Annotated in this window: 5 protein-coding genes; 3 read left to right on the top strand and 2 right to left on the bottom strand. The window is 73.0% G+C overall.

The window, feature by feature from the left end; translation table 11 throughout:
• Positions 1-43 precede the first annotated feature (43 nt).
• Positions 44-5,584 carry a HAMP domain-containing protein gene (locus tag ACLIRP_RS12385; protein ID WP_412060765.1) on the top strand — a complete coding sequence of 1,847 codons (5,541 nt, stop codon included), beginning with the start codon at positions 44-46 and terminating at the stop codon, positions 5,582-5,584.
• Between the two features lie 18 nt (positions 5,585-5,602).
• On the opposite strand, the gene ACLIRP_RS12380 is transcribed toward ACLIRP_RS12385, so the two are convergent.
• A complete protein-coding gene (locus tag ACLIRP_RS12380) occupies positions 5,603-8,164 on the bottom strand; it encodes an ATP-binding protein (protein ID WP_412060764.1) in 2,562 nt (853 codons plus the stop codon).
• Positions 8,165-8,679: 515 nt separating this feature from the next.
• On the opposite strand from ACLIRP_RS12380, the gene ACLIRP_RS12375 reads away from it, so the two are divergent.
• The gene (locus tag ACLIRP_RS12375) at positions 8,680-10,998 is read left to right on the top strand and encodes an immunoglobulin-like domain-containing protein (protein WP_412060763.1); all 2,319 of its coding nucleotides are present in this window, start codon (positions 8,680-8,682) and stop codon (positions 10,996-10,998) included.
• 211 nt (positions 10,999-11,209) lie between these two features.
• Positions 11,210-13,489 carry a transglycosylase SLT domain-containing protein gene (locus tag ACLIRP_RS12370; protein ID WP_412060762.1) on the top strand — a complete coding sequence of 760 codons (2,280 nt, stop codon included), beginning with the start codon at positions 11,210-11,212 and terminating at the stop codon, positions 13,487-13,489.
• A 26-nt stretch (positions 13,490-13,515) separates the two neighbouring features.
• On the opposite strand, the gene ACLIRP_RS12365 is transcribed toward ACLIRP_RS12370, so the two are convergent.
• Positions 13,516-15,003: a DNA photolyase gene (locus tag ACLIRP_RS12365; RefSeq protein ID WP_412060761.1), complete on the bottom strand. Its 1,488-nt coding sequence runs from the start codon at positions 15,001-15,003 to the stop codon at positions 13,516-13,518.
• Between the last annotated feature and the right edge of the window lie 30 nt (positions 15,004-15,033).

The raw sequence follows: 15,033 nt of genomic DNA, 5'->3' as shown, positions 1-15,033 counted from the left end.
TACCTTTCGGCCCGACGGACCCCCTGGCTCTCCCTGCTGCTCGATGGCTACCAAGAAGCCGACGCCCGACACCGACGCGTCGACACCCGCCAAACGCCCCAGCCGCGCCCGCAAGGCGGCCTCCACCGACGCCCCAACGACCGGCGGCCTGTGCGACCTCGACGCGAAGGACCTGCTGGCCGTCCTGACGGCCGTCCACAAGGGCGACTTCTCGGCCCGGCTCGTCGTCGAACAGAACGGGACGGTCGGCCGCGTGGCCGACACGCTCAACGCGATCATCGCGCTCAACGAGCAGCTCGCGGACGAGCTGGCCCGCGTCCGCGACGAGGTCGGCAAAAAGGGGAGGCTCGCTGAGCGGGCCGCGGTGCCCGGCGCGACCGGCGGCTGGCGGACGGCCGTGTCGTCGGTCAACGAGCTCATCATCGACCTGGGGCAGCCCGTGGCCGAGGTCGAGCGCGTGATCGGGGCGGTCGCGAACGGCGACCTGTCGCAGAAGGTCGAGCTCGAGGCCGAGGGCCGGCCGGTCCGCGGCGAGTTTTTGCGGACGGCCAAGATGGTCAACACGATGGTCGACCAGCTCTCGGCGTTCGCGAGCGAGGTCACGCGCGTGGCGCGCGAGGTGGGGACGGAGGGCCAGCTCGGCGGCCAGGCCCGGGTCTCCGGCGTGTCCGGGACCTGGAAGGACCTGACCGACAACGTGAACTCGATGGCGGACAACCTGACGGCCCAGGTCCGCAACATCGCCGAGGTCACGACGGCCGTCGCGAACGGCGACCTGAGCAAGAAGATCACCGTCGAGGCGCAGGGCGAGATCGCCGAGCTCAAGAACACCATCAACACGATGGTCGACCAGCTCCAGAGCTTCGCCTCGGAGGTCACGCGCGTGGCGCGTGAGGTCGGCACCGAGGGCGAGCTCGGCGGCCAGGCCGAGGTCGAGGGCGTCTCGGGCACGTGGAAGGACCTGACCGACAACGTGAACGCGATGGCGGGCAACCTGACCGTCCAGCTCCGCGACGTGTCGAAGGTGGCGACCGCCATCGCCAACGGCGACCTGACCCAGAAGATCACGGTCGACGTGAAGGGCGAGATCCTGCAGATCAAGAACGTGATCAACCGGATGGTCGACCAGCTCTCGTCGTTCGCCTCCGAGGTGACGCGCGTGGCGCGCGAGGTCGGGACCGAGGGCGAGCTCGGCGGCCAGGCCGAAGTCCCCGGCGTGTCGGGGACCTGGAAGGACCTGACCGACAACGTGAACTCGATGGCGGACAACCTGACGACCCAGGTCCGCAACATCGCCGAGGTCACGACGGCCGTCGCGAATGGCGACCTGAGCAAGGAGATCACCGTCGAGGCGCGCGGCGAGATCCTGGAGCTCAAGAGCACCATCAACACGATGGTCGACCAGCTGAGCTCGTTCGCGAGCGAGGTGACGCGCGTGGCGCGCGAGGTCGGGACCGAGGGCAAGCTCGGCGGCCAGGCCGAGGTCCCCGGCGTGTCGGGGACCTGGAAGGACCTGACCGACAACGTGAACTACATGGCCGGCGACCTGACCACGCAGGTCCGCGCCATCGCCGAGGTGACCACGGCCGTCGCGAATGGCGACCTGTCGAAGAAGATCACCGTCGACGTGAAGGGCGAGATCCTGGAGCTGAAGGACACCATCAACACGATGGTCGACCAGCTCTCGGCGTTCGCGTCCGAGGTGACGCGCGTGGCGCGCGAGGTCGGGACCGAGGGCGAGCTGGGCGGCCAGGCCAAGGTGCCCGGCGTGTCCGGGACCTGGAAGGAGCTGACGGACAACGTCAACTCGATGGCCAACAACCTGACCACGCAGGTCCGCAACATCGCCGAGGTCACGACGGCGGTCGCGAATGGCGACCTGTCGAAAAAGATCACCGTCGAGGTCCAGGGCGAGATCGCCGAGCTGAAGGACACGATCAACACGATGGTCGACCAGCTGAGCTCGTTCGCGAGCGAGGTGACGCGCGTGGCGCGCGAGGTCGGCACGGAGGGCGAGCTGGGCGGCCAGGCGCAGGTCCCGGGCGTCTCGGGGACGTGGAAGGACCTGACGGACAACGTGAACTCGATGGCCGACAACCTCACGACCCAGGTCCGCGGGATCGCGGCGGTCGTGACGGCGGTCGCCCGGGGCAACCTGGACCGCAAGCTCCAGGTCGAGGCGCAGGGCGAGATCGCCGAGCTCCGCGACACGATCAACGCCATGATCGACACGCTCGACACGTTCGCCGAGCAGGTGACGACGGTCGCCCGCGAGGTGGGCGTCGAGGGGCAGCTGGGCGGCCAGGCCGAGGTGCCGGGCGCCTCGGGCACGTGGCGCGACCTGACCGACAACGTGAACCAGCTGGCGGCGAACCTGACGACCCAGGTCCGCGCCATCACCGAGGTCACGACGGCCGTGGCCGCGGGCGACCTGTCCAAGAAGATCACCGTCGAGGCGGCCGGCGAGGTCGCGGATCTGAAGGACAACGTCAACGAGATGATCCTCAACCTCAAGGACACGACGCTGAAGAACCAGGAGCAGGACTGGCTCAAGACCAGCCTGACCAAGTTCACCCAGCTGCTCCAGGGCCAGAAGGAGCTCCAGACGGTCTCGAAGCTCATCCTGTCCGAGCTCGCGCCCCTCGTCAACGTCCAGCACGGGGCGTTCTACATGGCCGAGCGGGCGGCCGGCGAGACCGAGCCCGAGCTCCGGCTCACGGCGACCTACGCCTACCGCGAGCGCCGCGGCCTGAACAACCGGTTCGGGGTCGGCGAGGGGCTCGTCGGGCAGTGCGCGCTCGAGCGCGAGCGGATCCTGATCACCGACGTGCCCGACGACTACGTCCGCGTCAACTCCGGGCTGGGGAGCGCGCCGCCGCGCAACATCGTGGTCTTGCCCGTCCTGTTCGAGGGCGAGGTCAAGGCCGTCATCGAGCTGGCGTCGTTCCAAGCGTTCAACCAGAACCACCTCACGTTCCTCGACCAGCTGACGGAGTCGATCGGCATCGTGCTCAACTCGATCGAGGCCAACATGCGGACGGAGGCGCTCCTGACGCAGTCGCAGGGGCTCACCCAGGAGCTGCAGAGCCAGCAGGACGAGCTCCAGGAGACGAACCGGCGGCTCGAGGAGCAGGCCCGGAGCCTGCGCGAGTCCGAGGAGCTGCTGCGCGAGCAGCAGGACGAGCTCCAGCAGACGAACACCGAGCTCGAAGAGAAGGCCCGCGAGCTCGCCGAGCAGAACGCCGAGGTCGAGCGCAAGAACAACGAGATCGAGCAGGCCCGGACGGCCATCGAGGAGAAGGCCGAGCAGCTCGCGCTCACCTCGAAGTACAAGAGCGAGTTCCTGGCCAACATGAGCCACGAGCTCCGGACCCCGCTCAACTCGATGCTCATCCTGTCGCGGATGTTGGCGGAGAACCCCGACGCGGAGCTGACGCCCAAGCAGATCGAGTACGCCGAGACGATCCACTCGTCCGGGAGCGACCTGCTCGGCCTCATCAACGAGATCCTCGACCTGTCCAAGATCGAGTCCGGCGCGATGCCGGTCGAGATCGAGCGCGTCCCGTTCACCGAGCTGGCCGACGAGACCGAGCGGCTGTTCCGCGAGGTCGCCAACGACCGCGAGCTCGACTTCGAGATCGCGATCGAGGACGGCCTCCCGCCGGTGATCGAGACCGACCCGAAGCGGCTCCACCAGGTCCTGAAGAACCTGCTCTCGAACGCCTTCAAGTTCACGCACGACGGCGCCGTGTCGCTCACGGTCGCCCCCGCGGACGGGCAGGCGTTCCGGACGGAGACGCTGCGCGCGGCCGACCGCGTCATCGGGTTCGCGGTCCGGGACACGGGCATCGGGATCGAGGACGACAAGCAGCGGGTCATCTTCGAGGCGTTCCAGCAGGCCGACGGCTCGGTCGACCGGACCTACGGGGGGACCGGCCTCGGGCTGTCGATCTCGCGCGAGATCGCCCGCCTGCTCGGCGGCGAGATCCACCTCGCGAGCACGCCCGGCGAGGGGAGCACCTTCACGCTCTACCTCCCCGACGTGTACTCTATGCCGACGCTGCTGGCGCCCAGCGGCGACGAGATCACGACGATGGGCGACGGCCTGGCGAGCCCGGCGCCGGCCCCCCCCGCGGCGCCCGCCGAGCCCGACGGCGAGGCCGACCCGGCCGACTCGCCGGCCGCCGACGACCACGCCTCCGCACCGGCCGACGGCGAGCCCGCCGACGCGCCGGCCGCCTCACACGGCGACGGCGCCCCGGAGGCCGCGGCGGTCCGCACGCCGGCCGCCGAGACGGCGACGGCCGAGCCGGCGACGGCCGAGATGCCCGATGCCGCCGGCGCCCCGGCCGGGCGCGCGCTCCCGCGCCGGGTCGCCGACGACCGGGCGGACCTCGAGCCCGGCGACGCCATCCTGCTCATCGTCGAGGACGACCCCCACTTTGCGGGCATCCTGGTCGACGTGGCGCGCGAGAAGGGGTTCAAGGCGATCGTGACCGACAACGCCGAGGCGGCGCTGGCGGCCGTGCGCCGCTACGAGCCGGCCGCGATCACGCTCGACATGCACCTGCCGGGGATGCACGGGCTGGCCCTGCTCGACCGGCTCAAAAACCAGCCCGCGACCCGCCACATCCCCGTCCAGATCGTCTCCGTGTCGGACGCGCTGCCCCGCCGCGAGCGCCGCGGCGCGCTCCCGCCGCTCCAGAAGCCCGTCGACCGCGACGCCGTCGAGGCCGGGCTGGACCGGGCGCAGAGCCTGGCCGGCTCCGACATCAAGCGGCTGCTCGTCGTCGAGGACGACGAGACGCAGCGCGGCCTGGTTGGCGATCTCGTCGGGACGGAGGGCGTCGAGGTGGTCTCGGTCGGGACGGGCGCGGCCGCCATCGAGGCGCTCGCCGACGCGACCTTCGACTGCGCCGTGGTCGACCTCGGCCTGCCCGACATGAGCGGGATCGAGCTCGTCGAGCACCTCCGCGCCGACCTCGGCCTGACCGAGTTGCCCGTCGTGGTCCACACCGGGCGCGACCTCAGCTCCGAGGAGGCCGGCCGCCTCCACGAGCTCGCCGAGGCGGTCGTCGTCAAGGACGTCGAGTCGTTCGACCGGCTCCTCAACGAGACCGCGCTCCACCTCCACCTCGACGAGTCCCAGCTCTCGGCGACCCAGCGCGAGCGGCTCGCCCGGAGCCACCGCCCCGAGGCGGCGCTCGCCGGCCGCAAGGTGCTCGTCGTCGACGACGACATCCGGAACATCTTCGCGCTCCAGGCCCTCCTGGAAGGCCACAAGATGGAGGTGATCTACGCCGAGAGCGGGCGCGACGGGATCGCCATGCTCGAGGCGGCCGACGACGTCGACGTCGTGCTCATGGACATCATGATGCCCGGGCTCGACGGCTACCAGACGACCCGCGCCATCCGCAAGATCGAGCGGTTCGCGTCGCTCCCCATCATCGCCGTGACGGCCAAGGCCATGAAGGGCGACCGCGAAAAGTGCCTCGAGGCCGGCGCCAGCGACTACCTCACCAAGCCGGTCAACGTCGACCAGCTGATGTCGCTGCTCCGCGTCTGGGTCGAGAAGGGCCGCTAGCGTGCGCCGCCGCCTCGGCTAGGCCGGGGCGGCGGGGAGCGTCACCACGAACGTCGTGCCGGCGTCGGAGCTCTCGACGGCGAGCCGGCCGCCGTGGCCCTGCTCCACGATGTCGTGGCTCATCGACAGGCCGAGGCCGGTCCCCTTGCCGGCAGGCTTGGTGGTGAAGAACGGCTCGAAGACGCGGGCCCGGACCTCGTCCGACATCCCGGCCCCGTTGTCCTCGACGCGGATCTCGACGCCCCCGTCGACCGTCGCCGTCGCGATGCGGACGGTCGGCTCGAAGGCGCGGCCCTCCGCGGCCGCTCGCGCCGTGACGGCGTCGAACGCGTTCGAGACCAGGTTGATGACGACGCGCCCGAGGTCCTGGGCCACGCCCTCCACCAGGCCGACGCCGCCGAGCTCCCGCACCAACGCCACGTTGAAGTCGGAGGCCTGGGCGCGGCGGCCGTGGTAGGCGAGGTTGACGTGCTCGTCGACGAGCGCGTCGAGGTCGAGGGCGCCGCGCTCGCCGGCGCCGCTGCGGGCGTGCTGCATCATGGCCCGGACGATGGCGTCGGCGCGGCGGCCGTGCTGCTCGATGCGCCGGGCGTTGTCGGTGAGGTCGTCGACGAGCTCGCGGACGAGGGTGGGGTCCGAGTCGCCCTCGACCTCGGCGGCCAGCTCGGCGGCCAGCTCGCGCGAGAGGCTGGCGAAGTTGTTGACGAAGTTGAGGGGGTTCTTGATCTCGTGGGCGATCCCGGCCGTCAGCTGGCCGAGCGAAGCCAGCTTTTCGGACTGCACCAACCGCTGCTGGGCGGCCTGGAGGTCGGCGAGGGCGGCCTCGAGCTCGTGCGTGCGGGCGTCGAGCCGCTGGAAGTCGGCATACCGGGCGTAGGCGACCTCGAAGGCCGAGGCGAGCGTCTGGACGGCCGCCCCGTCCTCCTCGGAGAGCGGGGCCGGCGAGCCGACGTAGAGCAGGCCCTGGGCGAACGGGGCGAACCGGAGCGCGAGCGGCCCGGCCGGCAGCGCGGAGCCGTCGAGGCCGCCGTCGGCCAGGAGCGCGGCCCACGCCAGCACGCGGTCCGGCGGGAGGACGACGGCCAGCGTGTCCTGGCGGCGCCAGTGGGCCACGACGTCGGCGATGAGGGGGGGCTCGTCGGCCGGGAGCTCCAGCGCGCCGAGCGGCGCGCCGTCGGGCGTGGCGAGGAGCGCGCGGACGGCGCCCGCGGGCTCGTCGACGATGAACACGCCGCACTGGACGAACGGGACGCCGAGGTCGGTCAGCTCGGTCCACACCCGGGGCGTGACGCGGTCGAGGTCGTCGGCCGTGCGCATCGAGGCGACCTCGGCGCGGACGCGGTCGACGGACGCCGCCAGCGCGGCCTCGCGGGCCCGCTTGTGGTCTTCCAGCAAGTCGAGGTAGCGCGCATACGCGGCGTCGAACGCCCCGCCCATCCGCTGCATGGCCTGGACGGTGTCCTCGGAGAACGGCTGGGCCGAAAACGCCGCGAGCACGCCGGCCGGGACGGTCACGGCGTAGACGTACTCGCGCTCGGCGGGGTCGTGGACGTCGGCGAGCGCGGGGTCGAGGGCGCGGAGCCGGTCGAGGTAGGCGTCCAGGCTGTCGCCCTCCAAGATGTACGAGAGGTCCTGCTGGGTGCGCCACGCCACCCACAGGGCGTCGTAGAACGGGTGGCCCTCGACGGTGCTGGTGGCCGACGGCGTCGCCGCGTGGCCGGTCGACGACCAGTAGCGGGCGCTCCGCGTGGGGCCGTCGAACGCGGCGACGGTGCAACGGTGGAAGGGGACCCCGAGCCGGCGGAGCTCGCGGACGACCGTGCCGACGGCGTCGTCGAGGTCCTCGGGCCCGCGCATCGCGAGCGCTCGGGCGCGGGCGCGTTCGGCGGCCGCGTCGAGGCGCGAGGTCCGGGCGCGGATCTCGGCCTGCTGGAGGTCTTGGTGACGGGCGTACGCCAGCGCGAACAGGACGGCGAACCGCTCCAGCGTGCGCAACGCGTCGGGGCCCGGCGGCTCGGAAAAGACGGCCACGAGCGGCCCGCTCTGCCGCGCGCGCGCCGGGACGGCGATGTAGTGGTAGGTCGCGGCCCGGGGCGCCCGCGCCACGACGCGGTCGGCGTACGACGAGGGGTAGCGCGCGAGCGAGGCCCGGAGGTAGGCCTTGAAGGCCGCCGGCGCCAGCGTCTCCGACAGCGGGGGGCTCCCGGCCTGGGCCTTGGCGAACGTGGCGTCGAGCAGCGCGAGCCCCGTCGTGGCCGTCACGTGCTGGTTCGCGCGGGCCGCGCCGTCGGCGTCGACGCCGGCCGTCCAGGCCGGCGCCTCGCCCGCGTCGCGGTCGGGCCGGCCGCTCAGGCTGATCTGGACGACGGGCAGGCCCAGCCCGCGCAGCGCGTCGAACATGGCGACCGCCACGCCCAGCGTCTCGTCGCTGTGCTGGACGTCGAGCGCCCGGGTCCAGACCCGGTCGAGGGCGGCCTCGACGTCGCCGCCGCGGCGAGCCGCGGCGAGGTCGCGTTCGAGTTCGGCGTTGCGAGCCTGGAGCGCGTCGAGCGCGACGTCGACGGACGGGTAACGGGCCATGCGGGGGAGCCAGGTCGGACTCCCACGTACGGACGGGAGTCGCGGAAGCTCCGCACGGGCCCGCCCCGGACGCGCTGGATGTGGGGCGTCGCTCCGCGCGCGCAGAGCGGTGTCCGCACGGACTTCCTGATCGCGGCCGTCGGCGCGCGCCTGCTGGGCCCTGACCCGACGGCGACGGCGGCCGTCCGGCTCGCGCGCCTCCCTCAAGCGGACGGATCGAACGGGAGAGAGACCAGGGCTCGGGAGCTAAGTGTTGCATGTTATTGGCGTTAGGTTGCGATAGTGTGGGGTCCCGGTCGACCCGCGGGCGGGCGGTGCGCCTCGCGCCGCGTCGGGATCTAGGGGACGGCGACCGGCCTGTGGGGCGTAGAAACGGGAGTCGGCGCCGCGCCCGGCCCGCCCGTCCGGTGGCCGCCGGGCTCGGGGGCGTCCGGGAGGGGCACCTGTCTAAACCCTGTGTGGGATCCGGTTAAATAGGCGTGCTTTACGTTCGGAGCGCACTCCCCTTCCCCCTGATGACACGCTCTTTGGCCCTCCTGCCGCTTCTGGTGCTGGCGCTGCTCGCGCTGCCCCACGAGGCCCTCGCCCAACAGTCGTTCACCGACCTCGACGGCTCCGAGAAGCCCGCCGACTTCGCGCCGGCCCCGACGACGCACGCATCGCTCCCCGGCCTCACCTTCTTCACCGACCGCGCGGCGTTCGACGCGGAGACCGGCCCGCTCGGTGCGTCCGAGGACTTCTCCGGCACGCTCGTCGGGCCCGGGGGCGTCAGTTCCTGCGGGGGCACGCTCAACAGCACGACGAACGACGCCTGCTTCCCGTCGGGCGGCGTGGTCGACGGGTTCTCGTTCGACAACATCTTCCTCGTCCCCCCGGTCGACGACTACGTGGTGGTCGGGCCGGGCTTCCTGAGTGCGTCGACGTACATGGTTGGGCCGAACACGTTCGGCGACGACTCCCGGTTCACCTTCGACGACGGACCGGCCGCGGTCGGGTTCAACATCGCCACGCTCGATCCGGGCACGTTCACGATCGAGGTGTTCGGCGCGGGCGGCTCGCTCGGCTCCACGACGATCAGCCCCGCGGGTCTCCCGGCGGGCGGGTCGTTCTTCGGCGTGATCGCGGACGAGGCGATCACCCAGATCGACGTGACGAACACGACAAACGAGGCCGAGCTGTTCTCGGACCTCACCTTCGGCGCCCTCGGCCTCCGGGCCGACGCCGGCCCGAACCAGCGGGTCGAAGCGACGGGCCCCGACGGCGCGCTCGTCCAGCTCGACGGGTCCGCCTCGACGGGCATCATCGCCGACTACGAGTGGACGCTCGTCAATGGCGGGGCGTTCGTGGCGAGCGGCCCGACCCCGGAGGTCCAGTTCGACGTCGGCTCGCGGTCGCTCTACCTCACCGTGACCGAGGGGGCCCCGCCGACGGCCGCGCCCGGCGACACCGACTCCGACCGCGTCCGGATCCGCGTCGTCGACACGACGCCCCCCGCGATCACGCTCGTCGACGGCGACGAGATCGACGTGCCCCGGTTTTCCGGGCCGTTCGTCGACCCCGGCTTCTCGGCCTACGACATCGTCGACGAGACGGTCCCGGTGACCGACGGTGGCGACGAGGTCGACACGAACACGGTCGGCGTCTACATCCGGACCTACGCCGCCGTCGACGCGGCCGGCAACACGTCCGAGGCGACGCGGACGGTCAACGTGATCGACGACCCCGGCGCGTTCCTCAGCGACTACGGGATCCTGACCGACACCCGGACCCTCATCCACTCGCCGTCGGAGACCGAGGGCGACCTCCACACGAACGGCTCGACCCGGCTGTGGGGCGGATCCCCGAGCACCCACATCGGCAACGCCACGGCCGTGGTGCTCCTCGACATCCACAACGGGAATTGGGTCGACGGCGACGTCCGGGCCCGCCGCGTCCTCATCGGCGCGCACGCGACCGTGACCGGGACCGTGACGAACTCGCCCGCGCCGTCCGTCCCGCTCCCGAGCGTCGCCGTGTGGCCCGGCACGCGGGACGTGAAGCTGTTCGTCGGCGAGACCCGGCACCTCGCGCCGGGCGACTACGCCAAGCTCCGGCTGCCCGACGGCTCGGCGCTGACGCTCGAGCCGGGCGACTACACGTTCACCTCGATCTCGATGGCCGTCGGCACATCGATCACGGCGTCCATCCCCGACGGCCCCATCTCGATCGGCGTGGACGGCCCGGTGATCATCCGCGATCAGACGTGGGTCGGCGTCGGGGAAGGCGACGTCGACGCGCGGTACCTCTCGATCGAGGCGACGGGCCACGTGACCATCGACGACGGCGCGTACGTCGGGGCCCAGGTGATCGCGCCGTACGGCCCGGTCCGTGTCGGGCGCGACAGCCGCGTCGTCGGGCCGATCGTCGGCGCGCGGTTCGAGATGGCCCCGGGCTCCGCGGCGATCCGCGTGGTCGAGCGGGACGGGTGCGCGGGGCCAGGGCCGTACCTGGATTGCCCCGTCGAGGCCACGGCCGACAGCGGCCCGGAGACGGCCGCCGCGCCGATCGCGTCGTCGTCGTCGGCGCTCCCCGGCGAGCTCGCGCTGGCGGCGCCGTACCCGAACCCGGCCCGCGGCCAGGCGACGGTGGCGTTCGACGTGCCCGAGACGGCCCCCGTCCGCGTGGTCGTCTACGACGTGGTCGGCCGCGAGGTCGCCGTGCTCGCCGACGGCCCGCAGGAGCCCGGCACGCACCGCGCGACGGTGCACGGCGCGGACCTGCCGTCGGGCGTATACATCGTCCGGATGACGTCTGGCTCGTTCGTCGCGACGCAGCGGCTGACAGTCGTCCGCTGACCGACCCTGCCCGACCCGGCCCCGAGGCCGGGGCGGGCGACCGGGTCTTCGCGCCTCCGCTGCGGCTTTGGCCCGGCGGAGGCGCGCCTCTGTTCGGGTGGTCCGTCGGGTCGGCCCGGCGGCGCCGGGCGGGATCGCTTGGGGCTCGAGGCGCCGGGCGTGCAACCGTCAGGCCCCACGCGGCATTGGCAGCGCACCCGACCCCTTTGCCATGCGCTGCCGCTCCTTTGCCCTCTCGTTCCTCGCGCTGTTCGCGGTCTTGGCCGGCGGCTGCGGCCCGGATTCCAACGGAGGCAGTCCGGCCCGCTCCGCCAGCGGCCCCGAGGCCCTCGCCGAGGCCCGAGCGCTGCTCGACACCGACCGCCCCTGGAGCGCCGCCCGCGTGCTGCGCCGGGCGGAGACGGACGGCGACCTCTCGCTCGACGCCCGCCTGCTCGCGGCGCGCGCCGAGGCCGGGGCCGGCGACTGGGCCCGCGTCCTCGCCCTGCTCGACGGCGTCCCGGCGCTGGACTCGCTGGAGGGCGGCCGTGCCCGCTACCTCCTGGCCCGCGCGCACGACGAGGCAGGGGACCTGGACGCGGCTCGGGCGGGCTACGACGCGTTCCTGATCGCGTCGGACACGTCGCTCGCCGTCGAGCGCGAGGCGGCCCGGCTCCGGCGTGCTCTCGTTATGGCTCAGCAAAACCCGGGGGAGGGCGACCGCGCCCTGGCGGACGTGGAGGCCGTCCCGCCCGACTGGCGTGCGGTGCTGGCGGCCGAGGCGCTGGCGCGAGCCGGGGAGGTCGACCGCGTCGAGGCGCTCGCGGGGCGCGTCACGGGCGGCGAGCGGGGCCGGCGGATGGAGGTGGCCCGGATCGAGGCCGCCCGCGTCTCCGGCGACCTCGCCGCCGCGCGGCGCTTGGCCGACGCCGCCCGCTCCCAAGCCGGAACCGGCGCTGCGCGCGCCGCCTTCGCCGTCACCGCCGGCCAGCTGGCGGACGAACTGGGGGACGCCGACGCCGCGCGCGCGCGCTACCGCGACGCCATCGACGAGGACCCCGGCAGCCCGGCCGCGCGCCAGGCCGCCGCACGCCTGCGGCAGGGCACCCCGTCCGCCGCCGACTGGCTGGCCCTCGCCCGCACCGACCGCGCCCTCGGCCTCAACGCCGAGGCCGCCGACGCCTTCCGCCGGTGGCTCGCCGCGGATGTGGGCTCGCCCGCCCAGCAGGCGGACATCCGCTACCAAGCGGCCGACGCCCTGTTCGACGCCCAGCGCTACGACGAGGTCGAGAGCGTGCTCGCCCCGATCGCGGGCCGGACCGACGCCCGCGAGCTTCGGGCCGGGACCCTCGGCCGGATGGGCCGCACCGACGAGGCCGCTGGGCTCTACCTCGCGCTCGCGGCCGCCGACCCGGCGCCCAACCTCTACTTCGCGGCCGACGTGCTCCACCAGGGCGGCGACCTCGACCGGGCACGCGCGCTGTACACCCAGATCGTGCGCCAGCACGCCGGGACGCGCTGGGCCGCCCTCGCTACCCTGCGCCTCGCCGGGCAAGCGTTCCTAGACGGGGACTACGCCCAGGCGGCCCAGCTCTGGGACGGCTACCGGGGCGACGCGCGCGAGGCCCTGCGGGCGCGCTACTGGGCCGGCCGCGCGCACGCCGAGGCCGGGGACTCGACCGCCGCCGCCGACCGCTTCCGGAGCGTTCTGCGCCAGGCGCGCGACTCGTACTACGCCCTGTTGGCCAGCGACGCGCTCGGCGAGCCGTTCTGGCCGCTCCCGATGGTCGCCTCGCCCCCCGCCGATCCCGACGCAGCCGCTCGCGTCGCCCGGGCGCTGCGAGGCGTCGACGTGCTCCGCGAGGCGGGCTTCCCCGAGATCGCCGAGACCGAGGTCGACCGCGTGGTCGCCCAGGTCGGCGGCGGGCAGGCCGTGCGGTATGCACTCGCGGAGGCGCTCATCGAACGTGGCTACGGCCGCCGGGCCATCCTCATCGGGCAGAGCTTAGGTGGGGGGACGAACGCACGTCGGCTCCGCATCCTGTACCCGTTCCCCTTCCGCCGCATGATCGCGGCCGAGGCCCAGGTGAACGACGTCGACCCGTTCGTGGCGGCGGCGCTGATCCGGCAGGAGTCGCAGTTCTCGGCACGTGCCACCTCGCACGTCGGCGCCCGGGGGCTCATGCAGCTCATGCCCGCGACGGGCCGCACGCTGGCGGCCGAGGTCGGCCTCGAGGACTGGGACCCGGCGCTGCTCTACCTCCCCGAGGTCAACGTCTTACTGGGCACGCGCTACGTCGGCCAGCAGGTGGCGGCCTACGACGGGTCGCTCCCGGCCGTCTTCGGGGCCTACAACGCGGGCCCGCACCAGGTCGACGCCTGGCGCGCGTTCCCCGAGTTCGGGCGCGACGCGCTCTTCGCCGAGCGGATCCCGTTCCGCGAGACGCGCGAGTACGTCAAGATCCTGACCCGCAACCGCGCGATCTACGCCGGGCTCTACGGCGCCGAGTAGGTGGCGGCCTCGGGCACCCGACGCGCTCAGAGGTAGCGCTCGAACTCGGGCGGCGGGTCGGCCGCGATGGCGGCGCGGAACGGCACCTCACGCGCCGCCTGCTCCGCGATCCACTCGGGCACGCCGTCCCGCTTCATGAGCGCCCCGCTCGTCTTGCCCGCGACGGTCCCGTAGATCGGCCGCTCCTTCCACGGGCGGACCTCGCCGAAGCCCGACCGGATGCCCCCGTACGTCGACGCATTCCGGCCGTCCAGGCTGAAGCGGTCGTTGAGGTAGCACGTCGTGGCGAACGCGTCTCGGGGGTCGGGGCGCCACTTCAGGAGTTGGCGGCCCCAGTACATCCGCAGGTTGTTGTTCATCCAGCCATCGATCGCGAACTGCTTCTGGGCGGCGTTCCAAGTCTCGTCGTCGGTCTCACCGTGCGCCAGCTCGTCGAGCGAGAACAGCGTCGGGCGCGGGTCGTCGGCGTGCGCGAGCAGCGTCTCGCGCGCCCACTCGGGCAGGCCGTCCCAGCGGTGCCAGCCGGGCTCCCAGCGGCAGCGGTGGTGGTACACCTCGCGCCACGTCAGCAGCTCGTCGAGGAATTTCCACCGGGCGGCGCTGGGGACGTGCCCCTCGGCCTCGGCGTCGAGCACGGCGACGGCCACCTCGCGGGGCGAGAGCACCCCGAAGTGAAGCCACGGCGACAGCTTGGTGGTCGCGTCGTCAAGCGCGGGGTTGTTGCGCGTCCACTTGTAGCGGGGCACGACGTGCTCGACGGCGTACCGCAGCCGCGCCAGCGCGGCGCTCCGGCGCCCGTTCCAGCCCGGCGCAGGCGGCACGCTCATGTCGACGCCGCAGCCGGCGACGAAGGCGTCGAGCGCCCCGTCGTCCCAGTCGGTCGGGTCGGGCGTGTTGGGAAGGTCGAGGTCGCCCTCGAAAACGCCCGTGCTCGGCTGGGTGAGGTTGAGCGCCAGGTGGTCCGGGCGGCGCGCCCCGTGCGCGGCGCGGAAGGCCTTGGTCGTCGGGAGGTGCGCCTCGAACGCGTTCATCGGGACGGCGCAGCAGGCGTCGACGGCGAACACGGCGCGGCCCTCTAGCCGGGCCGCCAGCATGGCCGAGTACTCTCCGGCGACGAACGTCGGGACGTCGTTCGTGAACACGGCGGCGGCGCGCCGCGCCAGCCGGGCGGACACGTCGACGGCGCCGGGGGCGTCGCCGCCCGCGTCCCCCTGGCGGACGTACCGCGCGAACCGCAGGCCCCGCGCCTCGACGCCGGGCCCCAGCTCCTGGCTCGCTTCCAGCATAAACCGGTGGATGCGGTGGGAGGCGTACGGGTAGCGGTTTTCGAGCGTGTGGAGGACCACGACGGGAAGGTCCAGCTCGGCGCCGAGCGCGAGCGACGCGTCGATGACGGGATTGTGATCAGCGCGGAGCGCCTGCCCCAGCCAGCACAGCACGTAGTCGGCGTCCTCGGCGACGGGGTGATCTGAAAGACGGCGGGTGCGCAAGCGGAGGGCGTCGAGGGCGGTCATGGGCGGGAGCGTCGGGCCGAGCCAACCGCC

Origin of the sequence: Rubrivirga halophila, assembly GCF_046845755.1 — a bacterium.
GTDB lineage: Bacteria > Bacteroidota > Rhodothermia > Rhodothermales > Rubricoccaceae > Rubrivirga.
Note: the sequence above shows the minus strand (reverse complement) of the source record. Positions and strands in the feature narration are given on the sequence as shown.